Below are 23,784 nucleotides of genomic sequence, written 5' to 3' on the forward strand. Positions count from 1 at the left end.
CCGAGCCCGCCGTCCTAAATAGACGGCGGGCTCGGTGCGCGCTCCGCGCCGGGGCGCGACGCGGGATGGATGCCTCAGTCGGCTCCGAGCGCCTGGCGGAGCAGATGCATGAGCGCCGACAGCTGCACCGAATCGCTCGAGGTCGGGTCGACCTGCTCGCCGTCGAGGGCGCGTGCGGCCAGCGACTGCTTCGAGTCGATCAGCTCGGCGATCTTCGTGTCGATCGTGTGCGCCGCGATGATCCGCCACGCCGTGACGGGCTCGTCCTGCCCGATCCGGTGCACACGGTCGATCGCCTGGGTCTGCTCGGCGGCCGTCCACGACAGCTCGGCGAGCACGACGTTCGAGGCCGCCTGCATGTTGACCCCGACGCCGGCGGCAGTCAAGGAGCAGACCGCGATCGCGACGTCCGGATCGTTGTTGAATGCGTCGATGGCCTGCTGGCGGGCGGTGGTCGTCTGGTCGCCGCGGATCGAGACGGTGCGAAGCCCCGCCTGCGCGAAATGCGCCTCCGCGGCATCCATCACGTCGATGTGCTTCGCGAAGAACACGACCTTGCCGACCGAGCGCTGCAGCTGCGCGGCGTAGTCGGCCGCGAGCAGGGCCTTCGCCTGACCGATCTTCCGCACCATGGTGAACACGTTGTCGGCGCCGGCACCGGCGGCCTTGGCCTCTTCGAGCTCGCCGTGCGCGACGAGGCGCACGATGTCGTCATCGGCCTCGCCGCGGATGACCCGGTCACCGCGCGCCTCGATGATGCGGCGGTACTTGGCCGCGAGCCGCTCGCCGAGCTCGCGCTCGGCCTCACGGATCGAGCGGCCGTACTCGTCGTCGAGCTCGACGGGCAGATCGGCGATCAGCTTGTCGGGGAGATCGGCGGCGACGTCCTTCTTCTTGCGGCGCACGATGCCCATCGAGATGACGGCGTCGCGCGCTTCGGGATAGAAGGCCTTGTCGGCGGGGGTGAAGCCCGTGGCATCCAGCTTCGCCATCAGCTCCGGACCGGGCTTCTCGCCGTTCGTCCAGCCGAGGAAGCGCCAGATCGCGTCGAAGTCCTCGACGTCGTTGATCAGCGGTGTGCCGGTGAGGGCGAGCATGAGCGGGTCGCTCACCTGCTCGCGGATGCGCGCGCCGAGCGCGAGCACGTTCTGCGAGCGCTGCGAGCCGAGGTTCTTGATGAAGTGCGCCTCGTCGACCACCATGCCGCGAAGGCCCAGCGAAGAGAGCCACGACAGGTGCCGGTCGAGCACCTCGTAGTTGACGATGAACACGTCGGCGAAGGCGTCGACCTGGTCGCCGTCGCCGTGGATGACCGTCGCACGGCGCTGCGGCGTCCACCGCTCGACCTCGCGCGCCCAGTTCATCTTGACGACGTTGGGGACGACGGCCAGCAGCGGGTACGCGTTCGCGACGGATGCCGCGAGCACCGACTGCGCCGTCTTGCCGAGGCCCGGCTCGTCGGCGAGGAGGAACGAGCGGTGTCCCGCGCGCACCGACTCGAGGAACCGCGACTGGTGCGGCATGATCTCGAGCCCCTTGGGCGAGAGGCGGTCGAACTCGGGGACGGGCGGCAGCTCCATCGAGGCGTTCGCTCCGCCGGCGCCGGTCTCGAACGCCTTGTACAGCGGGCCCATGAGCTCCCAGCCGTCGAGGCGACGACGGGCGGTGGATGCCGGGGCGCGCAGCGCCACGTCGGGCGCGAGGAACGGGTTCGCCTCGCGGCGCGCCTCGATCTGCGGCGGGGTCACCTGGCGCGACGCGACGGCGGCGGGGACCACGGAGGTCTGCACGGGCGCCACGTCGGTGATGATCAGCTCGTCCTCGGGGAGCTCCGCCCCCGACTCGAGCAGCCAGTCGCGGCGCATGCGCTTGGCGACCGGCGAGGTGGCCTGGTCGACCTCGAGCAGCTGGATGAGCGAGGTGTCGCGGGCGGCCGTCTTGGCGAGGATGGTCGCGACGCCGTCGAGGCGCTTGAGCAGCTCGGCGCGCGCGGCGGCGGGGATCTCCTCGTCGGCCTTCACGCGGGCGCGTTCCTCGCGGACGAGGAAGGCGATCACCTGGAACTTGACGCGGTTGGTGGGCCCGAGCTTTCCGCGCTGGGCCTTGGCCTCGACCTCGCGCACCTTGCGGGCGAGGATCGGGATGAGGGGGGCGTCGTCGTCGCGACGGGCGGACGACCCCCGGTTCGATGCGCCGCGCCGACGGGCGGGCGCGGTGGATGCCGTGGGCGGCATGCTCCTCCTGAGCTGAAAAGCCGGGCGAACCGGCGTGACACCGGCCCCATCAGTTGCGTGACGGGCCGGCCGGTCGAAGTCCGCGGCGGATGCCGCGGGGAAATGCGCGAGACCTGCGGATCCGGCTGCGGGTACTCGCTTCTGCGAGCTGCGGCGACGGGGACGCGGGAATCTCGGCTCACAGTCTAGCCGAAGGCGGCATGCAGGCACAGCGCCAGCGTCAGCTCGACCCGGTCGATGGGCCCGGCACGCCCCGCCTCGAAGCGCGTCACGCGCTGGCGCACCCGAGACGGATGCCGGAGAGGCGGCCGACCTGACGCGTCGGCAGCTCGTGCTCGTGGCGGAGAGCCTGGATGCCCGTCTGCCGGCGGCGCGGGGAGAGCGCGCCGTCAGGCGGCGGAGCGCAGGCGCAGGCTGTTGAGCACCACGAAGACGCTCGAGAAGGCCATCGCGGCGCCCGCGATCATCGGGTTCAGCAGGCCGAAGGCCGCGAGCGGCAGAGCCGCGACGTTGTACGCGAACGCCCAGAACAGATTCCCGCGGATGACCCGCATCGTCCGGCGGCTGAGCGAGAGCGCCGTGACGACCGGGGCGAGCCCGTGCCCGGCGAGCGCGATGTCGCTCGCGTGCATCGCGGCATCCGTTCCCCCGCCCATCGCAAGACCCAGGTCGGCGGTCGCGAGGGCGGCCGCGTCGTTGACGCCGTCGCCGACCATCGCGACGCGGTGACCGGATGCCTGCAGACGGGCGATCTCGGCGACCTTCTGTTCCGGCACCACGCCCGCGATGACCTCGTCGATGCCCGCGACCGCTGCCGCCGCCTGCGCGGCACCTTCGTTGTCGCCCGTGAGGAGGACGACGTCGAGGCCCATCTGGCGCAGGCGCCCGACCGTTGCCGCGGTGTCGGGGCGCACCGTGTCGCCGACCGCCATCACCGCGCGGATCGCGCCGTCCCACCCCGCGACGACGGCGGTGGCGCCCCGCTCCTCGGCGGCGGCGACCGCCGCAGCCACCGCAGCGGTGCTGACCTCGGCGAGCACGCCGACCTGCTCGGCGGCGAACGCCGGACGTCCGGCGAACACGGCGTGCCCGTCGACGGTGCCGGTGACTCCGCGGCCCGCGAGGCCGGCGAAGTCGGTCACGGCGAGCGGCGCACCACCCTCCCCCGCGAGCGAGCCCGCGGCCGCCCCGCCCGCGAGCGCGGCGATGGCCCGGGCGACGGGGTGCTCCGACGCGTGTTCGAGGGCGCCGACGAGTGCGGCGACCTCCGTGGCATCCGCCCCGCCGATCGGCGTGAGCGACACCACCGTCATCTCGCCCGAAGTGACGGTGCCGGTCTTGTCGAGCACGACGGTGTCGATCCGCTCGGCCGATTCGAGCGCCTCGGGCCCCGTGATGAGCACACCCAGCTGCGCCCCGCGCCCGGTGCCGACCAGGATCGCGATCGGCGTCGCGAGGCCGAGTGCGCAGGGGCAGGCGATGATCAGCACCGCGACGGCGGCGGTGAACCCGGCGGCGACGCTCTCGCCGCTGAATCCGCCGACGAGCATCCAGACGAGGAGGGTCACGGCCGACAGCACGATCACGATCGGCACGAACACCGCCGAGATGCGGTCGGCGAGCCGCTGCACGCGACTCTTTCCGGCCTGCGCGTCTTCGACGAGCCGCGCGAGGTGCGCGAGCCTCGTGTCGTCGCCGACCGAGGTCGCGGTGACGATCAGGCGTCCGTCGACCGCGAGCGTGCCGCCCGTGACGGCGCTGCCGACGGATGCCTCGACGGGGGCCGACTCCCCGGTGATCATGCTCTCGTCGACCGATGCGCGTCCCTCCGCGACGACGCCGTCGGTGGCGACCTTCTCGCCCGGACGCACCACGAACCGGTCGCCGACCCGCAGACGGGCGATGTCCACCCGCGTGCCGTCTTCGAGCTCGACGTCCTTCGCGGCGAGCTCCATGAGGGCGCGCACGGAGGCGCCCGCGCGGCGCTTGGAGCGCTGCTCGACGAACCGGCCGAGCAAGAGGAACACCGTGACGGCCGCGGCGACCTCGAAGTAGACCAGCGACGACGGATCGTGCACGGGGTCGAACAGTCCGCCGTCGTGGCGCATGCCGATGCGGCCCGCGGTGCCGAACAGGAGCGCCCAGACGCTCCAGAGGTAGGCCGCGCCGGTGCCGAGCGTGATGAGCGTGTCCATCGTCATCGCGCCGTGTCGCGCGTTCGCGAACGTCGCCCGATGGAACGGCCAGCCGCCCCAGAGGATGACCGGTGTCGCCAGCACGAGCGAGACCCACTGCCAGCCGGGGAACTGCCACGCCGGAACCATGCCGAGCGCGACGACCGGCACCGCGAGCACCGCGCTGACGAGCAGGCGGGTGCGGAGCGTCGCCCCCGCAAAGCGAGCGGAGGCGCGGGCAGGCGCGGGCGTTTCGGTCGCGGCGGCCTCGTCATCGAGCGGCGCGGCGTCGCTCAGTTCGGGGCCGCTAGGCGCAGCATCCCGCGACGCCGTCGAGTCTCTGCAGGCGCTTCTCGACGCGCGCCACGCAGCTCGCGCAGGTCATCCCTTCGATGTCGAGCACGGCCTCCGCGCGCGATCCCCCCGCGCGCGCGGCGGTGCCGACGGCGGCGCTCATCGAGCGGTGACGACCGTGTACCCGGCCTCGTCGACCGCCGCGGCGATCGCGTCGTCGGAGACGGGGGTGGTCGCGCCCACGGTGAGCGTTCCCGCGGCGACGTCGACGCGCACGTCGGACACGCCCTCGATGCGGCGCACCTCGCGCGAGACGGCGCCCGCGCAGTGCGCACAGGTCATTCCCTCGACGGCGTAGGTCTGCTCGGTCATTCCGCTCTCCTCCGTTGCTGCCGGTCGCCGGCTGCGACCCGCTCCAGCGTTCGAGAACAGGATACCCCCTTGGGGTATTCCCGAGCGACTCCGCCGACCACGGTCCCCTCGCGTACGCTGGAACCATGGCCACGATCACCGAACGCGCCCTCGCCGAGACCATCGACCACGCGATCCTCAAGCCCGAGCTCACCCGGGCCGACGTCGACGCCGAGCTCGACATCGCCGCAGAGTGGAAGGTGTTCAGCGTGTGCGTGCGCCCGAGCGACATCCCGCACGCCGTCGAGCGCCTCGCGGGCACGGGCGTCGCCGTCGGCACCGTCATCGGCTTCCCGCACGGCACGACCTCGACGGCTGCGAAAGTCGCCGAGGTGCGTCAGGCCCTCGCCGACGGCGCGAGCGAATTCGACATGGTGATCAACATCGGCGCGCTCCGCTCGGGATTCGACGACCAGGTCGTCGCCGACATCGCCGCGGTCGTCGACGCGGCATCCGGTCACATCACCAAGGTCATCCTCGAGACCGCGCTCCTCGACGACGAGCAGATCGCCCGCGGCAGCCGCCTCACCGAGCAGGGCGGCGCCGACTTCGTGAAGACCTCGACCGGGTTCGCCGGCGGCGGCGCGACCGTGCCGCACGTCGAGCTGATGCGCGCGAGCGTCGGCCCCGAGGTGCAGGTCAAGGCCTCCGGCGGTGTGCGCAGCTACGCCGACGCCCTCGCCATGCTGGGCGCCGGCGCGACGCGCCTCGGCACGAGCGGCAGCGCCGTGATCCTCGGCGAGGCCCGCCGCGTGGATGCCGGTGACGAAGCCACCGGCGCCGTCCACGACACCTCGTACTGACGCACGGATCCCCGGCCGGTCCGCCCGCGGGCCCGCCGGGGAGCAGACGCCGAGCCGCGGTCCCGCCGGGGCCCAGGCTCCGCCCCCGATCAGGCGCGGAGCGCCACCCGCACGCGCGCGACGTCGTCGGTCATTTGCGCGATGAGCCGGTCGATCCCCTCGAACGCGACCATGCCGCGGATGCGGTGCGTGAACAGGATCTGCACGCGGTGGCCGTACAGGTCGAGCGTCGTCTCATCGAGCACGTACGCCTCGACCTGCCGCGTCGGCACGTCGTCGAACGTCGGATTCGTGCCCACCGAGATCGCCGCGGGGTAGCGCGTGACGGGCGCGCGGGTGTCGGATGCCGCGGACGCCGGGCCGAGGTCGACGAGCCACCCGGCGTAGACGCCGTCGGCGGGGATGAACCCCTCGGCATCCGGCGACAGGTTCGCGGTCGGGAAGCCGAGCTCGCGCCCGCGCTTGAGTCCGTGGACGACCTCGCCCGCCACGGCGTGCGGGCGACCGAGCAGGCGCGCGGCGCCCTCGACGTCGCCGTCCGTCAACAGGTCGCGCACCCAGGTGGACGAGACGCGGCGGCCGCCGCCCTGCACGTCGCCCACGACGTCGACGTCGAAGCCGAACTCGGCACCGAGCTCGGCGAGCAGCGCCGGGTCGCCCGCTCCCCCGCGGCCGAAGCGGAAGTCGTCGCCGACCATCACGATCACCACTCCGAGGGCGTCGACGAGCACGTGCTCGACGAAGGCGCGCGGGGCGAGGCCGGCGAGGTCGGCGTCGAAGCGGAGCACGAGCGTCGCGTCGACGCCGGCGTCGGCGAGCAGCTCGAGCTTCTGATCGACGCTCGAGAGCGGATCGGGGCACAGCTCGGGGCACAGGAGGCTCAGCGGGTTGCGGTCGAACGTGACCGCGACCACGCGTGCCCCCGCGTCGGTCGCGGTGACGCGGGCGCGGTCGATCACGGACCGATGCCCGGAGTGGACGCCGTCGAACTTGCCGATGACGACCACGCTCGGCCCGAACCCGGCGGGCACGTCGCCCGGCGCGCGGAAGACATTCACCAGCTCGACCTCTCTTCGACCGCTTCCTGCGGCTCGTACACGGGCGCACCGCCCCGGTGCGTCAACAGCCACCAGATGCCGACGAAGGGCAGCACGAGCGGTACCCAGAAATACCCGTACCCGTACCCCGACCAGACGGTCGCGTCGTGCGAGAAGAGTTCGGGGTGCGTGAGACTCAGCGTGCCGACGACCAGCACACCGACGAGCTCGAACGAGATCGCGATCCAGGCGACGGTGTACCAGCCCCGGGCATCCGATCTCACCAGGGCGACGGTCGCGAGGATGTACACGAGGGCGGCGGCCGCCGACAGCGCGTAGGCGAGCGGCGCGTTGTCCCAGTCTTCGAGGATCTGCACCGCGGAGCGTCCCGTCGCCGCGAGCGCCATGATCGCGTAGACCACCACGAGCACCCGGCCGATGCCCGTCATGCGGGCGGGCGCGGAGGTGCCGAGGGTAGACATGACCTGTCCATGATAGGCGCCGATGGATGCCTCGGCGGTGGCCGGCGGCGGCCAAGCGGCGGCCCGGCCGACCGGTCAGAGCGCGGGTGTCGTCCAGATGACGTTCATCCGCCACACCATGACGGCGACGGAGAGCGCGGCGATCCCCATGATGACGGTGCTCCAGCGGCTGCGCTCGACGAGCGCCCAGAACACCGCCAGCGGCGGGATGAGGAGCGCGCCGATCAGGTACGCCCAGAACTCGATGGGGCTGCCGGCGGGTGCGTTGCCGACGAGCGGCGCGACGACGGCGATCACAACCTGTGCGATGAGCAGCAGCAGCACGAGCGCCATCCCGCCGACGGTCACGTCGCCCGGCCGGCGACCGGCGAGGCCGGCGGCGATCGCCGCGATTCCCACGACGGTGGCGACGACGACCTGGACGATCGCGAACCAGCCGATCACGAGGCATCCTCGGCCATGTTCATGGCGCTCTTCAGATCGTCGCCGCGGCGCTCGACGATGCCGATCAGGCGGCCGTCGGGGTCGATCGCGGCGGGCGTGGGCGTCGCCGCGCCGACGAGGCGCACGGCGGCGCCGGGGAGGCGCTTGCCGTGTCGGAGGTCGCGCGCCTCATCAGCGGTGACGGGCAGGGCGCCGAGGACGGCGGCGGCGACTCCCGCGGCGGAGCGGAGCGGCATGTCGGGGTCGATCTCCACGGCGGCATCCTCGACGCGGAACGCGCCGATGCGCGTGCGCCGGAGGGCCGTCAGGTGCCCGCCGACGCCGAGTGCCGCGCCGAGATCGCGGGCGAGCGCGCGGATGTAGGTGCCGCTCGAGCAGTCGACGACGACGTCGAGGTCGAGCACCGGTGCACCGTCGTCGGTCGTTGCCGGACGCACCGCGAGCACGTCGAACCGACTGACCGTCACGTCGCGGGCTTTGAGGGCGACCTCCTCGCCCGCGCGGGCGAGGTCATAGGCACGCCTTCCGCCGACCTTGATGGCCGACACCGTGCTCGGCACCTGCGAGATGTCGCCGGTGAGGTCGGCGACGCCCGCCGCGATGTCGGCGGCGGTGACGCGCGCGACGGCCGCCGGCTCGGCATGTGCGGTCACGGCGCCGTCGGCGTCGTCGGAGTCGGTGGCCACGCCGAGCCGGATCGTGGCCTCGTACGTCTTGTCGAGCCCGACGATGTAGGTGAGCAGACGCGTCGCGGGGCCGACGCCGAGGATCAAGAGGCCGGTCGCCATCGGATCGAGCGTGCCGGCGTGGCCGATCTTGCGGGTGTGCAGCGCGCGGCGCGCGCGGGCGACGACGTCGTGACTCGTGACGCCGCCGGGCTTGTCCACCAGCAGAATGCCGTTCGGGGCCGGGTTCGGCGTCGGGGCCGCCGGTTTGTCAGCCGGTTCCGGGTTCGGGTCCGCCGCCGGGGTCGGGTTCGCGTCGGGCATCCTCCCAGCCTAGGCGGCGACGCCGCGGCACGTAGGCTGGCGGGATGCCCGACCTCGCGACCCCGCTGATCGCGTGGTACCGGGGCGCGGCGCGCGATCTGCCGTGGCGGCGGCCGGGTTTCGGGGCGTGGGGCATCCTCGTGAGCGAGTTCATGCTGCAGCAGACGCCCGTCGCCCGGGTCATCCCGCTGCTGGAGGCGTGGCTCGACCGCTGGCCGACGCCCGCGGCCCTCGCGGCCGACCCGCCCGCTGAGGCGGTGCGGCAGTGGGCGAACCTCGGCTACCCGCGCCGCGCGCTATGGCTGCACCGAGCGGCGGCGGAGATCCGCGACCGCCACGATGGCGTCGTGCCCCGCGACGTCGAGGCCCTGCTCGCCCTGACCGGCATCGGGGACTACACCGCGCGCGCTGTCGCGGTGTTCGCGTACGGAGACCGCCATCCCGTCGTCGACACCAACACGCGCCGGGTGCTCGCGCGCGCCCTCGAGGGCAGGTCGCAGCCGGCGCCCCCGTCGAAGCGCGATCTCGCCGCGATGGCGGGGCTGCTCCCCGCAGACGACGTGGATGCCGCCATCGTCAACGCAGCGGCGATGGAGCTCGGCGCGCTCGTCTGCACCGCCCGCACACCGCGATGCGACGCATGCCCCATCGCGCATATCTGCGCGTGGCGGGCGGCCGGCTACCCCGACACGGGCGATGCCCGGCGGAAGCAGGCCCGATACGAGGGCAGCGACCGGCAGGCCCGCGGCGCGATCCTGCGCGCGCTGCGCGAGTCTGCCGCGCACGAGCTGCGACAGGATGCCGTGGCATCCGACTGGCCGGATGCCGCGCAGCGCGACCGCGCCCTGTTCACGCTCATCGCCGACGGCCTCGTCGAGGCTTCGGACGGCTTCCTGCGCCTCCCGCGCGGTGCCTCCGCCTAGGCCGACCCCGCCGGGACGCCGTCGGCCTCGGCGATCACGACGGCGCACACGATCCGCATCGCGACGCCCGGGACGGACGGGCGCTCAGGCCCGGTCGTCGTCTTCGTCGTCTCGCGGCTTCAGGTACGGGTCGGCGTCGCCGGCGTAGCTGGCGCCCGAGGCGAGACCGGCGACAGCGGCATCCCGCTCCTGCGCTTCACGGAGAAGATCGGCGATGTGGCCGGCGTTCTCGGGCAGCGCATCGGGGATGAACTCCAGCGACGGGGTGAGCCGCACGCCGAGCTGCTTTCCGACCTCGCTGCGGAGCATGCCGGTCGCCGCTTTCAGCGCGGCCGCCGTGTCCTCACGGGCCTGGTCGTCGCCGTACACGGTGTAGAACACCGAGGCGTGCTGCAGGTCACCGGTGACGCGGACGTCGGTGATCGTCACGAATCCGAGCCGCGGGTCGCGCAGCCCCTTCTCCAGACGCTCCGCGATGAGCACGCGGATGCGGTCCGCCAGCCGTGCCTGTCGTTCGGATGCCATGGTTCCTCCTTGGAACGGACCGGGGATGCCGCGCTCGAAAGCTCGAGCGCGGCATCCCGGAAAGGTCGGATCAGCCGCGCGGCTTCTCCACCATCTCGGTGGTCTCGATCTCGTCACCGATCTGGATGTCGTTGTACTTGCCGAGACCGATACCGGCCTCGAAGTCGGTGCGCACCTCGGTGACGTCGTCCTTGAAGCGGCGCAGCGACTCGATGGCCAGGCCATCGGCGATGACGACGCCGTCGCGGATGACCCGTGCCTTCGCGTTGCGGGTGATCGTCCCCGACCGCACGATGACACCGGCGATGTTGCCGAACTTCGAGGAGCGGAACACCTCGCGGATCTCGGCGACACCCGACTGGACCTCTTCGTACTCCGGCTTGAGCAGGCCCTTGAGCGACTGCTCGACGTCGTCGATCGCGTTGTAGATGACCGAGTAGAACCGGACATCCACACCCTCGCGGGCGGCGCGCTCGCGCGCCTTCGTGTCGGGACGCACGTTGAAGCCGATCACGATCGCGTTGTCGATCGTGGCCAGGTTGATGTCGGACTCGGTGATCGCACCGACGCCGCGGTGGATGATCCGCAGCTGCACCGAGTCGTCGACCTCGATCTTGAGCAGCGACTCCTCGAGCGCCTCGACGGCACCGGAGACGTCACCCTTGATGATGAGGTTGAGCGACTCGACCTTGCCCTCTTCGAGAGCGCGGGTGAAGTCCTCGAGCGAGATGCGCTTGCGCGCCTTGGCGAGCTGGGCGTTGCGCTCGGCGGCCTCACGCTTCTCGGCGATCTGCCGGGCGAGGCGGTCTTCTTCGGTGACGATGAAGGTGTCGCCCGCGCGCGGGACCGAGTTGAGACCCTGCACCTGCACGGGACGCGAGGGCCAGGCCTCTTCGACCGCGTCGCCGTTCTCGTCGACCATCGCCCGCACGCGGCCATAGGCCGTGCCGGCGACGATCGCGTCGCCGACGCGCAGCGTGCCCGACTGGATGAGCACGGTCGCGACCGCTCCGCGGCCCTTGTCGAGCTTCGCCTCGATCGCGACACCGCGCGCCGCCTTGTTCGGGTTCGCCGTGAGGTCGAGTCCCGCGTCGGCGGTGAGGAGCACCGCATCCAGCAGAGCCTGGATGTTGAGGTTCTCGCGCGCCGACACGTCGACGAACATGACGTCTCCGCCGTACTCCTCGGCCACGAGGCCGTACTCGGTGAGCTGCTGACGCACCTTGGCCGGGTTGGCGTCGGGCTTGTCGACCTTGTTCACCGCGACCACGATCGGCACGTTCGCCGCCTGGGCGTGGTTCAGGGCCTCCACCGTCTGGGGCATGATGCCATCGTCGGCGGCGACCACGAGGATCGCGATGTCGGTCACCTGCGCACCGCGGGCACGCATGGCGGTGAACGCCTCGTGACCCGGGGTGTCGATGAAGGTGATCGCACGGTCGATGCCGTCGTGCTCGGTCCACACCTGGTACGCACCGATGTGCTGCGTGATGCCACCGGCCTCGCCGGCGACCACGTTGGTCTGACGGATCGCGTCGAGCAGTCGCGTCTTACCGTGGTCGACGTGGCCCATGACGGTGACCACGGGCGGGCGGATCTCGAGGTCGTCTTCGCTCTCGGCCTCGAGTTCGGCCTCCAGGTCGAGACCGAAGCCCTCGAGGAGCTCCTTGTCCTCGTCCTCGGGCGAGACCATCTGGATCTTGTAGCCGAGCTCCTCGCCGAGCACCTCGAAGGTGGCCTCGTCGAGCGACTCGGTCGCCGTCGCCATCTCACCGAGGTTGAAGAGGATCGTCACGAGCGTGCCGGGCTGCACGGTGTAGCCGCGGATCGCCTCGAGCTTGTCGGCGAAGTCGGCGATCGACGCGCCGCGACGGAGACGGATGATCTCGCCGTTGCCCTTCGAGACGTTGACGCCACCGACGACCGGGGCATCCCTCATCTCGAATTCCTGCCGTTTCGCCCGACGCGACTTGCGCTGCTTCGACTTGCCGCCGCCCTTGCCGAAGGCACCCGCGGTGCCGCCGCCGGGGCCACGGCCACGGCCGCCGCCACCGCCGGGACGACCGGCGAACCCGCCGGGAGCGCCGCCGGGCGCGCCGGGACGCTGGAAGCCGCCGGCGCCGCCGGGACGGCCGGGGCCGCCGGGACGCTGCTGGAACGGAGCGCCGGGACGGCCACCGGCGCCGGGGCGACCGGCACCACCGGGGCGCGGGGCGCCGGGGCGGGGCGCGCCGGGGCGGGGCGCGCCGGGGCGCGGCGCCTGCGGGCGCGGGATGTTGCCGGGCGTCGGGCGCTGGCCCATGCCCTGCGCCGACGCGAACGGGTTGTTGCCCGGGCGCGGGCCGGCGGGGCGCTGCCCCATGCCCTGCGACGAGGCGAACGGGTTGTTGCCGGGGCGCGGTGCGCCGCCGGGGCGGGGCGCGGCGGGAGTCGCCGAACCGGATGCCCCGGAGCCGGATGCCCCGGAGCCGGACGCGCCTGCGCCGGGCGAACCTGCGCCGGGCGTCGGGGTCGCCGAGCCGGGCGTGGCCGTCGACGCGGGCGTCGCGGACGCGGCCGTGTCGCTCTGCGCGGACGTGGCCGCAGGCGCCGACGCCGTCGAGGCGGGAGCCGGGGTCTGCGCCGCAGCGGGCTCGGCCGTGGGGGCCTTCGTCGCGGGACCGGGGGTCGGCGCCGCGGGCTTCGCGGGGCCGGGGCGCGCGCCGGTCGACGGCCGCGGTGCGGTCGTCTTGGCGGCGGGGGCCTCAGCGGGCTTCGCCGCGCCGTCGGCCTCGAGGGCCGCACGCAGCTTCCGCGCCACGGGGGGCGCAATGGTCGAGGAAGGGCTCTTGACGTATTCGCCGAGCTCCTTCAGCTTCGCGAGGGCGACCTTGCTGTCGACGCCGATCTCCGAGGCGATTTCGTGCACTCGTGGATTTGCCACAATTCTCCTGTCTGGGGTCCACCCCGGACAGGGCGGACCGTTACGTGCGGACGGGTCTCATTTCGAGCCGTTCACTTCGTGTCCATAGCCGTTCAGCCTTTTCGCTGGTGGGTTTCTTGAAAGGTCTGCGTGTCGAGGGAACCCGACGCGCGCAATGCTCGTCCGAAAGCGCGGCGGCGGAGAGCCGCCTGCACACAGGCATCCGTGTCATGCACCCACGCACCCCGCCCGGGAAGGACCGCTTTCTCGTCTGCGACGAGCGAGCCGCCCTGCACGACGACCCGCAACAGGGCGGATCGGGGGGCACGCGCGCGGCATCCCACGCACGTTCGAACGGGATCCATCTTACCCCCGTCAGGCATCCTCGAGAATCGAGTCGGGCTGGATGTCGATCTTGGCGCCGGTGAGCTTGGCCGCGAGGCGGGCGTTCTGGCCCTCCTTGCCGATCGCGAGCGAGAGCTGGTAGTCGGGGACGAGCGCGCGGACGGCCTTCGTGTTCGCGTCGAGCACGAAGCTCGAGGTCACCTTCGCCGGCGATAGCGCGTTCGCGACGAACTTCGCCAGCTCCGGGTCGTAGTCGACGATGTCGATCTTCTCGCCGCCGAGCTCCTCGGTCACCGCGCGCACGCGGCGGCCGAGCTCGCCGATGCAGGCGCCCTTGGCGTTGATGGCGGGGTCGGTGGCGACGACGGCGATCTTGGTGCGGTGGCCCGCCTCGCGGGCGAGCGAGGTGATCTCGACGAGGCCCGACGCGATCTCGGGCACCTCGAGCGCGAAGAGCTTGCGGACGAGGCCCGGGTGCGTGCGCGACACGGTGATCTGCGGGCCCTTGAGGCCCTTCGACACAGAGGTCACGTAGACGCGCAGGCGCGCGCCGTGCGGGTACTCCTCGCCGGCGACCTGCTCTTCGGGCGGGAGGATGGCCTCGACCGTGCCGAGGTCGACGTGCACCATGCGGGGGTTCGGGCCCTGCTGAATGACGCCGGCGACGATGTCGCCCTCCTTGCCGCGGAACTCGCCGAGGATCGCATCGTCGGCGATGTCGCGCAGGCGCTGACCGATCACCTGCTTGGCGGCGAAGGCGGCGATGCGCCCGAAGTCCTCGGGAGTCGACTCCTCCTCGCCGATGACCGCGCCCTCCTCGTCGAGGAGCGGCACGAAGACGGCGACGTGACCGGTCTTGCGGTCGAGCACCGCGCGGGTACCCTCGGGCAGCTCGCCGTCGGGCGAGGTGTGCTTGGCATAGGCGGTGAGGATGGCCTGTTCGATGATCCGTACGAGCTCCTCGAAGGGGATCTCCTTCTCGCGCTCGACCGTCCGCAGCAGTCCCAGATCGATGTCCACGACGTCCTCCCTATTCAGCTGTCGTGCGGGGGTTCGCCCCGCGTCATTCCGCCGAGTTTACCGGATGCCTCGCTGAGCGGCGGCGGCGAGGCGCCCCGCCCCGGTGGTGTCCGCCCCCGCAGGTCGCCATACTGGCCCCATGAGCACCCTCGGCGATCCTCCCTCCCGCTCCGGCGCCCGGCGGCACAGCGGAACCGCCGATCCCGGGCTGATCGGCCTCCTCGGTTTCGTCATCGCGACCCTCACCGCGCAGCTGGCGCACCTCGGCGTGCACGACGAGAGCGCGGTGTTCTGGGTGGGCGCCGCCTTCGGCGGCATCGTGCAGGTGACCGCGGGCATGCTGTCGTACTTCATCGGCGACGACTTCCACTTCGTCGTCTACAACGCCTTCGGGTGGTACTGGATCTGCATGCCCGGCTTCCTCCTCGGCGGCGAGCTCGGATTCTTCGAGGTGTCCGGGCCCGCCAAACCCCTGTTCATGCTGATCTTCTCGCTGCTCGCGTTCGGCTTCGCCGTCGCGGGCGCGACGCACAACACCGTCCTGCCGCTGACGCTCCTGTGCGTGGGGATCGGCCTCGGTCTCGAGGCGACCGGCGCCTTCTCGGGCGCGGACGGCCTCGGCGTCGTCGGCGCATGGTTCCTGATCGGGGCCTCCGCCCTCGCGACCTCCATGCTCATCGAGAAGTTCTACTGGCGCACGATGGGCCGGCACGTCATCCCGCTCGGCCCGGCGTGGATCGCCGGCTCCGCCGACTCGGAGTCGTGAGGATGGCCGACACCGCGCGGTCCGCCGCGCGCCAGGTGGAGTCGAGCCCGCTCGTCCGCGCGCTCGCGCGCGGCGGGTACGCGGCCAGCGGCGTCGTGCACGTGCTCATCGGCCTGCTGGTGCTGACGCTCGCCTTCGGCGGCAGCGGCGAGGCCGACCATTCGGGGGCGCTCCGGGCGATCGCGGGCGCGCCGCTCGGCCTCGCGGTGCTGTGGATCATCGCGGTGCTCCTGTGGGCGCTGGCGCTCTACCACCTGATCGAGGCCTTCGTCCTGCGGGACGCCTCGACGGCCAAGACCTGGGGGCGCCGGATCTCGGAGGCGGGGCAGGCGGTCTTCTTCGCCGCGCTCGGCACCGTGTCGGCGTCGGTCGCGCTCGGCGCCCGCACCGAGGGCAACCGCAGCGCCGAAGACGCGAGCCGCGGCGTGCTGGAGCTTCCCGGCGGCGGGATCGTGCTCGCGCTCGTCGGCATCGGGGTCGCCGCCGGCGGTGTCGCGTTCGTCGTGATGGGCGTGATGCGGTCGTTCCAGAAGAAGATGACGATCCCCTCGGGCGCCCTCGGCACGTTCGTCACGACGCTCGGCGTCGTCGGCTACATCGCGAAGGGCATCGCCCTGGCGATCGTCGGGGTGCTCCTGGTCGTCGCCGCGGTGACGTCGGATGCCTCGCAGGCGGGCGGCCTCGACGACGCGTTCGCCACGCTGCGCGGGCTCTTCCTCGGACCGCTGCTCGTCGCGCTCGTCGGCGTCGGCTTCATCGCGTACGGCCTGTTCCTCTTCTTCCGCGCCCGGTACGCGCGGCTGTAGCGGGGGCTTGCGCCCGGGGGGCAGGCCCTGGGCTGCGTCCGGGCTCAGCGCCCCGATACGGGCACCGGCGTCGTCTCGGTCTCCGCCGCCGCCGAGGGCAGGTCGTTGAGCGCCCGGATGAGGCGGTGCAGCGCGCCCACCTTGAACTGGTCGAGCCGCAGCACGACGCGCGGCAGCTCGAGCCGGTCGTTGTCGCGCACCTCGGCCCGCAGGGGCGCGGTGCGCTCGATGCGGCCCTCCGCGAGCAGGTCGCCGAACCGGGCGTTCAGGTCGTCGAGCTCGTCGTCGGTGGGCGCGGTGTGCAGGCGGATCACGAGCCGGCCGCCGACCCAGCGCAGCGAGTCGTAGTTGCGATAGAACCCCGTGATCTCGGTGACCGCGGCATCCACCGAATCGGTCACGAGCACGCGGTCGAAGTCATCGGGCGAGATGACGCCGCTCGCGACGAGATGCTCGTGCACGAAGCGCTCGAGGCCCGCCCAGAAGGTGCCCCCGGCGCGGTCGAGCAGCACGATGGGCGTCGGATCGGCCTTGCCGGTCTGCTGCAGGGTGAGCAGCTCGAACATCTCGTCGAGGGTGCCGAAGCCGCCCGGCACGCAGATGAAGGCCCGCGACTCCTTCACGAGCATGAGCTTGCGCGTGAAGAAGTACTTCATCGCGACGTTGCGGTCGTTCTTCGCGATGACGGCGTTCGGCTTCTCCTCGAACGGCAGCCGGATGCTCACGCCGAGCGAGTGGTCGGGTCCCGCGCCTTCGGCGGCGGCCTGCATGATGCCGGGCCCCGCGCCGGTGACGATCATCCAGCCCCGCTCGGCGAGCGCATGCGCCACGTCGGACGCGGCGCGGTACAGCGCGTCGTCGGGTCGGGTGCGCGCCGAGCCGAAGATCGTCGCCTTGGGGATGCCCCGGAACGGCGCGAACAGCGCGAACGCCGCCCGCATCTCGGTGAGGGCGGCCGAGGTGATCTTTAGGTCGAGCCGGTCGGTGTCGTCGAGGCCCATCCCGACGCCGGTCGCGAGGATGCGCGCGACGAGGTCTTGCTTATCGGCGTCGATCCCGGCGTCGGTGATGAGCGCGCGGATGTCGTCGGTGACCTCGGGCGGGATGGTTCTGGCCGTCATGGCATCTACCCTGTCACGTCGATCGTCGCGCCGGTGGCGCGCGGGTGAACGGATGCCTCCGCGCCGGCGGTGCCGCCCGGCGCTCGGGCGGGGCGCGTCCGCCGCTGGCGCTACAGAAACCGGCATCCGCCACAGGCTTTTTCTGGCGCGGGCGCGCGTTCCTGTCGCGGATGCAGGTTCCTGTCGCGCGACGCTGGGCGCCGCCGGCCGCCTCCCACGGCGCGAGAGGATGCGCAAGCCCGTCCCCGGCAGCGCGAGCCCGTGCGAATCTGAGCGCATGACTGAGATCACCGGCACCGACGCCCTCGCCCGCACCACGGCAAGATCGAGTGCTGACCCCGGCGCCACGACGGCGGCGGCTGGAGCTACGGCGCGCTGGCTCGCGCGGCCCTCGCTCGCGCTGACGCGCACGAAACCGGCACCCGCCACAGGTTCATCCAGGCACGGATGCCGGTTTCTGCAGCGCTACGCGGGCGTCGCTCCCGCACGCGTCGCGGATGCCTCAGTCCTGCCCCGTCGGCAGCAGCGGACGCATGAACGTGCGCTCGTAGCGCAGCACGCACCCGCTCTCAACGCCGCCGTGACGACCCACGAGATCCATCCACGCCCGGGCGAATGCCTCGAACTCGCGCGTCTTGGCCGGATCGATCGTGTAGGTCACGACGCACGTGATCATGCGGTCAGCCCCGCCCGGCCCCGAGCCGGCCGACGACCTCCGCGGCGGGCACGACGACCCGCTCGCCCGAGCGGCGGTCCCACAGCTCGACCTCGCCGTCGGCGGCGCCGCGGCCGACGATGACGATCTGCGGCACGCCGACGAGCTCGGCGTCGCCGAACTTCACGCCGGGCGACACCTTGGGGCGGTCGTCGTACAGCACGTCGAAGCCGGCGTCCTCGAGCGAGGCCGACACCTGCTCGGCGAGCGCGAACGCCGCCTGGTCACGACCGGTTGCCACGACGTGCACGTCGAACGGCGCGACCGACGCGGGCCAGACGAGGCCCCGCTCGTCGTTGTTGAGCTCGGCGAGGATCGCGAGGATGCGCGTGACTCCGATGCCGTACGAGCCCATCGTGACCGTGACGAGCTTGCCGTTCTCGTCGAGGACCTTGAGCCCCAGCGTCTCGGCGAAGAACCGCCCGAGCTGGAAGACATGCCCGATCTCCATGCCGCGCGCGAGCTCCACCGGGCCCGATCCGTCGGGGGCGGGGTCGCCGGCGCGCACGTTGGCGACCTCGACGACGCCGTCGGCGAAGAAGTCGCGGCCGGCGACGACCGAGTGCGCGTGCTTCTGGTCGAGGTTCGCGCCCGTGATCCAGCTCGTGCCCTCACCCACCCGCGGGTCGACGAGGTAGCGGATGCCGGTGGCCGACTCCTCGCCGAGGATCGCGCCCTCCGGCGACCACGGTCCGATGTAGCCCTTCACGAGAAGCGGGTTGCGCTCGAAGTCCTCGGGGGTCGCCGGCTCGACGGCGGCGGGGGCGAAGGCCACCTCGGCGCGCTTGTCGTCGACGTCGCGGTCGCCGGGGAGGCCCACGACGACGAGCTCGCGCGTGCCGTCGGCGTGCGTCAGCGCCAGCACGACGTTCTTCAGGGTGTCGGCGGCGGTGTACGGCCCGTTCGCCGTGTCGAGCACGGCGTTGCTGTGCGCGACCAGCGTCTCGATGGTCGGCGTGTTCGGCGAGTCGAAGACCACGGGCGCCGCGTCGGCGTCGAAGGGTACGGGCTCGGCCGGCGCGGTGCTGAACGCCTCGACGTTCGCCGCGTACCCGCCCGCCGATCGCACGAAGGTGTCCTCGCCGATCGCCGTCGGGTGCAGGAACTCCTCGCTGCGCGCGCCGCCCATCAGCCCGTTGTCGGCGGCGACGATGACGTACTCGAGGCCGAGGCGCTGGAAGATGCGCTCGTACGCATCGCGCTGGGCCATGTACGAGGCATCCTGGCCCGCATCGGTGTAGTCGAACGAATAGGCATCCTTCATCGTGAACTCGCGTCCACGCAGGAGCCCTGCGCGCGGGCGCGCCTCGTCGCGGTACTTGTCCTGGATCTGGTAGATCGTCAGCGGCAGGTCCTTATACGACGAGTAGAGGTCCTTCACGAGCAGCGTGAACATCTCCTCGTGCGTCGGCGCGAGGAGGTAGTCGGCGCCCTTGCGGTCCTGCAGGCGGAAGATGCCGTCGCCGTAGGACGTCCAGCGGCCCGACTGCTCGTAGGGGTCGCGGGGCAGCAGCGCCGGGAAGTGCACCTCGAACGCCCCGGCCGCGGCCATCTCCTCGCGGATGATGCCCTCGATCTTCGCCTTGACCTTCAGTCCCAGCGGCAGCCACGTGAAGATGCCGGGCGCGGCACGGCGGATGTAGCCGGCGCGCACGAGCAGCCGATGGCTCGTGACCTCGGCATCCGAGGGGTCTTCGCGGAGCGTGCGGAGGAAGTAGTTCGACAGACGGGTGACCACGAGCGACAAGCTTAGCCGCGCGTGTGTCCCGACCCCGCGGAGAGCACCGAGAGCACCCCGAGCGACGTGTCGACGACACTCACACCGGCCAGGCGCTGGCCGGTGAGGTGGAGGAGGTTCACCCCGTCGGAGAGGTACACGTCGCCCGTCGAGGTGACGCGGGCGGGGTGACCGCCGACCGTCGCATCGACCGAGTCGGGCACGCGGGAGGCGACCTGCTTCCACGCCCACGCTCCGTCGGGGACGGCGATGATGCTGTAGCTCGAGCCGAGGTCGCCCTTCTGGGTGGGCGTGCGCTCCCAGTCGCAGCGCGACGAGGTGGTGGATGCCTCCGCGAGCCGCGCCTCGACGGTGCGGGCGGGCGGGCGCACGAGCGAGGTGTGCGCCGCGTCGGACCCGAGGATCGAGGTCAGGCCGATGATCTCGGCCATCGCGGTGCAGTCGAGCGGGCGCTCCCACGTCGCCTTCTGCGAGCGCACCGCGGCGCCGTCGGTCACGACGCCCGAGAAGGCCCCGGCGAGTTCGCCGACGAGCGCGATGGATGCCTCGCTGTCAGCCCCCGGCGAGAACGATCCGACGACGAGCGTGACGTGGCCGTTCGCCGCGACGGGCGCCCAGCACTCCATCGCCCGGGCGCCGGTGTCGCAGCCCGGGGCGGCGGTGACCTTGGCGACCTCGCCGACGACGAGGGCGTCGGGGATGACGTAGGCGTCGGCGGCGAGCCGCGTCGTCAGCAGCGAGCAGGTCAGGCCGCCCGCGGTCTCGATGCCCACGCGCCAGAGGTCGCGCGGCTCGGTGACGCGCTGCACCTGCCCGACGACGTCGGTGACGCCCGGGGCCGCCGCAAGGCCGTCGCAGCCGCCGGCGACGGGGGACGTCGGCTGGCGCGGCGCGGGCGTGGCGCTCGGGGTGGGGCTGGGGGTGGCGGTCGGGCTGGCGGTCGCGGATCCGGATGCCGAGGAGCCGGCCGACTCGTCGGCGCTCGCCTCCGCGGCGCAGCCGGACAGCAGCAGAGCCGCCACGACGAGGAGCACCGCTCCGGACCTCACCCGCACAGTTCGCACCGCAGCATGCTATTGGCCCGACCCTGTGGAGGAGGTGTGGACCCGCCCGCGAAGACCCCGCCGCCTACACTGACCCCGTGTCCTCGCGTCGCCTCCGGTTCGTGCCCGCCCCGTCTCGTGCCCGGACTGGGGCGGCGCGGAGCGGCGCGGCGGTCGGGGCGGCGGGGGCCGCCGCGGCGGCGGGGGCGGCCTCGGCAGGAGCGGCGGCGAGGCCGGAGGGGCCTTCCTCCGAGGCATCCGGGGCCCGCACCGGCGCCGCAGGGATCACGGCCGAGCTCACCGCCTCGCTCACGGCGCTCCGCCGCTCCCTCGACCTGCCGGAGGCATTTCCCCCGGACGTCGAGCAGGAGGCGGAGCGCGCGGCGCGCGACGTGTCGACCGACCCGGCGACGGCGGGTTTCGCCGACCTGCGCGATCTCGACTTCGTGACGATCGACCCCGCCGGCGCGACCGATCTCGATCAGGCGCTGCACCTCGAGGTCACCGGGGAGGGCGCCGGGCGGACGGCGGTGCTGCACTACGCGATCGCGGATGTGCCGGCCTTCGTCGCACCCGGCAGTGCGCTCGACGCCGAGACGCGCCGCCGCGGGCAGACGATGTACGCGCCGGACGGGCGCATCCCCCTGCACCCGTCGGTGCTGAGCGACGACGCCGCCTCGCTCCTTCCCGGCGTCGATCGGCGCGCCTTCGTCTGGCGGTTCGAGCTCGACGCCGGCGCCCGGCCGGTGACGACGACGCTCGTGCGGGCCGTCGTGCGCGCCCGTGAGCAGTGGGCCTACGACGAGGCGCAGCGCGCGATCGACGCGGGCACCGCGCCGGCCACGCTGCTCGCGATGCCGTGGTTCGGCGCCGCGCGGGCCGAACGGGAGCGCGAGCGGGGCGGCGCGAGCCTGAACGTGCCCGAGACGAGCATCGAGCCGGACGGATCGGGCGGTTTCCGGCTGGAGCGCAGCTACGGCGTGCCGCTCGAGGATTGGAACGCGCACGTGTCGCTGCTGACCGGCATGGCCGCCGCTGAGATCATGCTGCGCGGACGGGTCGGGATCGTCCGCACCATGCCACCCGCCGACGCCGACGACATCGTCGACTTCCGCGCGCAGACGGTCGCGCTGGGGCTTCCCTGGCGGGAGGCCGTGGCCTACGGCGACTACCTGCGCGGACTCGACCGGTCGCCGGCGGCGCGCGCGGTGCGCGAATACGCGGCCGGGCTCTTCCGCGGCGCGGCGTACGTCGCGTTCGACGGCGAGGTGCCCGAGCACACCGATCAGGCGGCCATCGGCGCCCCGTATGCGCACGCGACGGCGCCCCTTCGCCGCCTTGTCGACCGGTGGGTGCTCGTCGTGTGCGAGGCGCTCGCGAACGGGCGCGAGGTGCCGGAGTGGGCGCGTGCGTCGCTGCCCGACCTGCCCGCGCTCATGGCGCGGAGCGGTCAGAAGGCGTCCCAGTTGGATGCCGGGGCCATCGACCGGGTCGAGGCGGCGCTGCTGACTCCGCACGTCGGTGAGGTGTTCTCGGGCGTCGTGGTGAGCGCACGATCGGGCGTCGCTCGGGTGCAGTTGGACGACCCGCCCATCGACGCGAAGGTGCCCGCGCTCGACGCGCCGCCCGGCTCGACCGTTCAGGTGCGGGTCGCCGCGGCCTCGATCGCCGACGGCACCGTGGACCTCCGCCCCGCCTGACCTCGCCGCCGGCCGTCGGCTGGTCACCTCGCCCGCCGGCCGCATCACCGAGGCAGGAGAAATCACCCACGCAGGACGAAACGGGGCCCAGGCATCCTGCCTTCGCGATATCTCCTGCGTCCGTGACGGCGCGGAGCGTCCGGCGCGCCGGGTCAGGCGGTGACGACCTGCGCGGTGCCCACGGGGGCGCTGGGGCCCATCTCTGCGGCGAGGCGGTTGGCCTCTTCGATGAGGGTCGCGACGATGTCGGCCTCGGGCACGCTCTTGATGACCTCGCCCTTGACGAAGATCTGTCCCTTGCCGTTGCCGGATGCCACGCCGAGGTCGGCCTCGCGGGCCTCGCCCGGGCCGTTCACGACGCAGCCCATCACGGCGACGCGCAGCGGCACGGTCATGTCCTTGAGACCCTCGGTGACGTTGTCGGCGAGGGTGTAGACATCCACCTGGGCGCGCCCGCAGGAGGGGCAGGAGACGATCTCGAGCTTGCGCTCGCGGAGGTTCAGCGACTGCAGGATCTGATGACCGACCTTGACCTCCTCGGCCGGGGGCGCGGAGAGCGAGACGCGGATCGTGTCGCCGATGCCCTCGGACAGCAGGATCCCGAACGCCGTCGCGCTCTTGATCGTGCCCTGGAACGCCGGTCCCGCCTCGGTGACCCCGAGATGCAGGGGCCAGTCGCCCCGCTCGGCGAGCATCCGATACGCCTTCACCATGACGACCGGGTCGTTGTGCTTGACCGAGATCTTGAAGTCGTGGAAGTCGTGCTCCTCGAAGAGGGATGCCTCCCAGACGGCGCTCTCCACGAGCGCCTCCGGCGTCGCCTTGCCGTACTTCTCCAGCAAACGCCGATCCAGCGATCCGGCGTTCACGCCGATGCGGAGGGAGACCCCGGCATCCTTCGCCGCCTTCGCGATCGCGCCGACGTTGCCGTCGAACTCGCGGATGTTGCCCGGGTTCACGCGCACGGCGCCGCACCCGGCATCGATCGCCTGATAGATGTACTTGGGCTGGAAGTGGATGTCGGCGATGACCGGGATCTGGCTCTTCTTCGCGATGATGTGCAGCACATCGGCGTCTTCGGGGCGCGGCACCGCGACGCGCACGATCTCGCAGCCCGACGCCGTGAGCTCGGCGATCTGCTGCAGCGTCGCGTTGATGTTGTGCGTCGGGGTGGTCGTCATCGACTGGACGCTCACGGGCGAGTCGCTGCCGACACCGACCGAGCCGACCTTGATCTGGCGGGTCTTGCGGCGGGGGGCGAGGACTTCCGGCACGCGGGGCATCCCGAGGTTCACTGCTGGCACGCCATCAG

At 72.3% G+C, this 23,784-nt stretch carries 20 protein-coding genes and 1 pseudogene; 5 read left to right on the top strand and 16 right to left on the bottom strand.

All coding sequences use genetic code 11. The features are described 5' to 3' along the window. Positions 1 to 74: 74 nt before the first annotated feature. The 3 genes and pseudogenes from LOK55_RS04780 to LOK55_RS04790 form a co-directional block, all read right to left on the bottom strand. Positions 75 to 2,234: a DEAD/DEAH box helicase gene (locus tag LOK55_RS04780; protein ID WP_196323870.1), complete on the bottom strand. Its 2,160-nt coding sequence runs from the start codon at positions 2,232 to 2,234 to the stop codon at positions 75 to 77. 389 nt (positions 2,235 to 2,623) lie between these two features. Then, positions 2,624 to 4,865, bottom strand: a pseudogene (locus LOK55_RS04785) (heavy metal translocating P-type ATPase). Continuing rightward, the gene (locus LOK55_RS04790; protein WP_141381131.1) at positions 4,862 to 5,074 is read right to left on the bottom strand and encodes a heavy-metal-associated domain-containing protein; all 213 of its coding nucleotides are present in this window, start codon (positions 5,072 to 5,074) and stop codon (positions 4,862 to 4,864) included. Before LOK55_RS04790 ends, LOK55_RS04785 begins: the two are co-directional and overlap by 4 nt. Before the next feature lie 125 nt (positions 5,075 to 5,199). Between LOK55_RS04790 and deoC the strand changes: the two genes are divergently transcribed. Then, on the top strand, positions 5,200 to 5,916 hold the full coding sequence (gene deoC / locus LOK55_RS04795) for a deoxyribose-phosphate aldolase (RefSeq protein WP_229934464.1): 717 nt from the start codon (positions 5,200 to 5,202) through the stop codon (positions 5,914 to 5,916). A gap of 89 nt (positions 5,917 to 6,005) precedes the next feature. On the opposite strand, the gene LOK55_RS04800 is transcribed toward deoC, so the two are convergent. The 4 genes from LOK55_RS04800 to truB form a co-directional block, all read right to left on the bottom strand. Further along, the gene (locus LOK55_RS04800) at positions 6,006 to 6,974 is read right to left on the bottom strand and encodes a bifunctional riboflavin kinase/FAD synthetase (protein ID WP_229934465.1); all 969 of its coding nucleotides are present in this window, start codon (positions 6,972 to 6,974) and stop codon (positions 6,006 to 6,008) included. After that, positions 6,971 to 7,435 carry a hypothetical protein gene (locus LOK55_RS04805; RefSeq protein ID WP_229934466.1) on the bottom strand — a complete coding sequence of 155 codons (465 nt, stop codon included), beginning with the start codon at positions 7,433 to 7,435 and terminating at the stop codon, positions 6,971 to 6,973. Before LOK55_RS04805 ends, LOK55_RS04800 begins: the two co-directional genes overlap by 4 nt. A gap of 75 nt (positions 7,436 to 7,510) precedes the next feature. Next, positions 7,511 to 7,879 (bottom strand): hypothetical protein, encoded by a 369-nt coding sequence (locus tag LOK55_RS04810; protein WP_141381127.1) that lies wholly within the window; start codon positions 7,877 to 7,879, stop codon positions 7,511 to 7,513. Next, positions 7,876 to 8,868 carry a tRNA pseudouridine(55) synthase TruB gene (gene truB / locus LOK55_RS04815; RefSeq protein WP_229934467.1) on the bottom strand — a complete coding sequence of 331 codons (993 nt, stop codon included), beginning with the start codon at positions 8,866 to 8,868 and terminating at the stop codon, positions 7,876 to 7,878. Before truB ends, LOK55_RS04810 begins: the two co-directional genes overlap by 4 nt. A gap of 44 nt (positions 8,869 to 8,912) precedes the next feature. Between truB and LOK55_RS04820 the strand changes: the two genes are divergently transcribed. Next, positions 8,913 to 9,791 carry an A/G-specific adenine glycosylase gene (locus tag LOK55_RS04820; RefSeq protein WP_229934468.1) on the top strand — a complete coding sequence of 293 codons (879 nt, stop codon included), beginning with the start codon at positions 8,913 to 8,915 and terminating at the stop codon, positions 9,789 to 9,791. A gap of 84 nt (positions 9,792 to 9,875) precedes the next feature. On the opposite strand, the gene rbfA is transcribed toward LOK55_RS04820, so the two are convergent. The 4 genes from rbfA to nusA all read right to left on the bottom strand — a co-directional run bounded on the left by rbfA (position 9,876) and on the right by nusA (position 14,583). After that, complete coding sequence (gene rbfA, locus LOK55_RS04825) at positions 9,876 to 10,316, bottom strand: 30S ribosome-binding factor RbfA (protein ID WP_141381124.1); 441 nt, start codon at positions 10,314 to 10,316, stop codon at positions 9,876 to 9,878. Between the two features lie 70 nt (positions 10,317 to 10,386). Beyond that, a complete protein-coding gene (gene infB, locus LOK55_RS04830) occupies positions 10,387 to 13,239 on the bottom strand; it encodes a translation initiation factor IF-2 (protein ID WP_229934469.1) in 2,853 nt (950 codons plus the stop codon). A gap of 92 nt (positions 13,240 to 13,331) precedes the next feature. Then, a complete protein-coding gene (locus LOK55_RS04835) occupies positions 13,332 to 13,601 on the bottom strand; it encodes a YlxR family protein (protein ID WP_308066637.1) in 270 nt (89 codons plus the stop codon). Continuing rightward, positions 13,594 to 14,583: a transcription termination factor NusA gene (gene nusA, locus LOK55_RS04840; protein ID WP_141381122.1), complete on the bottom strand. Its 990-nt coding sequence runs from the start codon at positions 14,581 to 14,583 to the stop codon at positions 13,594 to 13,596. The genes LOK55_RS04835 and nusA overlap by 8 nt, the downstream gene beginning before the upstream one ends. Positions 14,584 to 14,722: 139 nt before the next feature. Here nusA and LOK55_RS04845 point away from each other — a divergent pair, with 139 nt between their 5' ends. Together LOK55_RS04845 and LOK55_RS04850 are read left to right on the top strand one after the other, a co-directional pair. Next, complete coding sequence (locus LOK55_RS04845) at positions 14,723 to 15,349, top strand: acetate uptake transporter family protein (RefSeq protein WP_229934470.1); 627 nt, start codon at positions 14,723 to 14,725, stop codon at positions 15,347 to 15,349. A 2-nt stretch (positions 15,350 to 15,351) separates the two neighbouring features. Next, positions 15,352 to 16,155, top strand: coding sequence for a DUF1206 domain-containing protein (locus LOK55_RS04850; protein ID WP_229934471.1), 804 nt, complete (start codon positions 15,352 to 15,354; stop codon positions 16,153 to 16,155). Positions 16,156 to 16,199: 44 nt separating this feature from the next. Here LOK55_RS04850 and LOK55_RS04855 read toward each other — a convergent pair whose 3' ends face one another. The 4 genes from LOK55_RS04855 to LOK55_RS04870 form a co-directional block, all read right to left on the bottom strand. Continuing rightward, complete coding sequence (locus LOK55_RS04855) at positions 16,200 to 17,276, bottom strand: TIGR00730 family Rossman fold protein (protein WP_196325245.1); 1,077 nt, start codon at positions 17,274 to 17,276, stop codon at positions 16,200 to 16,202. A gap of 502 nt (positions 17,277 to 17,778) precedes the next feature. Next, complete coding sequence (locus LOK55_RS04860; protein WP_229934472.1) at positions 17,779 to 17,952, bottom strand: NIPSNAP family protein; 174 nt, start codon at positions 17,950 to 17,952, stop codon at positions 17,779 to 17,781. Between the two features lie 4 nt (positions 17,953 to 17,956). Then, positions 17,957 to 19,729 carry a proline--tRNA ligase gene (locus LOK55_RS04865; RefSeq protein WP_229934473.1) on the bottom strand — a complete coding sequence of 591 codons (1,773 nt, stop codon included), beginning with the start codon at positions 19,727 to 19,729 and terminating at the stop codon, positions 17,957 to 17,959. 11 nt (positions 19,730 to 19,740) lie between these two features. Then, on the bottom strand, positions 19,741 to 20,793 hold the full coding sequence (locus LOK55_RS04870) for a hypothetical protein (protein ID WP_229934474.1): 1,053 nt from the start codon (positions 20,791 to 20,793) through the stop codon (positions 19,741 to 19,743). A 77-nt stretch (positions 20,794 to 20,870) separates the two neighbouring features. Here LOK55_RS04870 and LOK55_RS04875 point away from each other — a divergent pair, with 77 nt between their 5' ends. Next, positions 20,871 to 22,472: an RNB domain-containing ribonuclease gene (locus LOK55_RS04875; protein ID WP_229934475.1), complete on the top strand. Its 1,602-nt coding sequence runs from the start codon at positions 20,871 to 20,873 to the stop codon at positions 22,470 to 22,472. Between the two features lie 152 nt (positions 22,473 to 22,624). Here the strand turns inward: LOK55_RS04875 and ispG are convergent, their stop codons facing one another. Then, positions 22,625 to 23,776: a flavodoxin-dependent (E)-4-hydroxy-3-methylbut-2-enyl-diphosphate synthase gene (ispG, locus tag LOK55_RS04880; RefSeq protein ID WP_229934476.1), complete on the bottom strand. Its 1,152-nt coding sequence runs from the start codon at positions 23,774 to 23,776 to the stop codon at positions 22,625 to 22,627. Positions 23,777 to 23,784 lie beyond the last annotated feature (8 nt).

This window comes from Microbacterium sp. F2E (assembly GCF_020905435.1).
Lineage (GTDB): Bacteria > Actinomycetota > Actinomycetes > Actinomycetales > Microbacteriaceae > Microbacterium > Microbacterium lacticum.

Bases quoted from the DNA above. Each gene is read 5' to 3' on its own strand.
- LOK55_RS04835 (WP_308066637.1), bottom strand. From the start codon at position 13,601: ATGCCTGACGGGGGTAAGATGGATCCCGTTCGAACGTGCGTGGGATGC.
- rbfA (WP_141381124.1), bottom strand. From the start codon at position 10,316: ATGGCATCCGAACGACAGGCACGGCTGGCGGACCGCATCCGCGTGCTC.
- truB (WP_229934467.1), bottom strand. From the start codon at position 8,868: ATGCCCGACGCGAACCCGACCCCGGCGGCGGACCCGAACCCGGAACCG.
- LOK55_RS04845 (WP_229934470.1), top strand. From the start codon at position 14,723: ATGAGCACCCTCGGCGATCCTCCCTCCCGCTCCGGCGCCCGGCGGCAC.
- LOK55_RS04780 (WP_196323870.1), bottom strand. From the start codon at position 2,234: ATGCCGCCCACGGCATCCACCGCGCCCGCCCGTCGGCGCGGCGCATCG.
- LOK55_RS04860 (WP_229934472.1), bottom strand. From the start codon at position 17,952: ATGATCACGTGCGTCGTGACCTACACGATCGATCCGGCCAAGACGCGC.
- LOK55_RS04850 (WP_229934471.1), top strand. From the start codon at position 15,352: ATGGCCGACACCGCGCGGTCCGCCGCGCGCCAGGTGGAGTCGAGCCCG.
- LOK55_RS04805 (WP_229934466.1), bottom strand. From the start codon at position 7,435: ATGTCTACCCTCGGCACCTCCGCGCCCGCCCGCATGACGGGCATCGGC.
- LOK55_RS04790 (WP_141381131.1), bottom strand. From the start codon at position 5,074: ATGACCGAGCAGACCTACGCCGTCGAGGGAATGACCTGTGCGCACTGC.
- LOK55_RS04855 (WP_196325245.1), bottom strand. From the start codon at position 17,276: ATGACGGCCAGAACCATCCCGCCCGAGGTCACCGACGACATCCGCGCG.
- LOK55_RS04820 (WP_229934468.1), top strand. From the start codon at position 8,913: ATGCCCGACCTCGCGACCCCGCTGATCGCGTGGTACCGGGGCGCGGCG.
- deoC (WP_229934464.1), top strand. From the start codon at position 5,200: ATGGCCACGATCACCGAACGCGCCCTCGCCGAGACCATCGACCACGCG.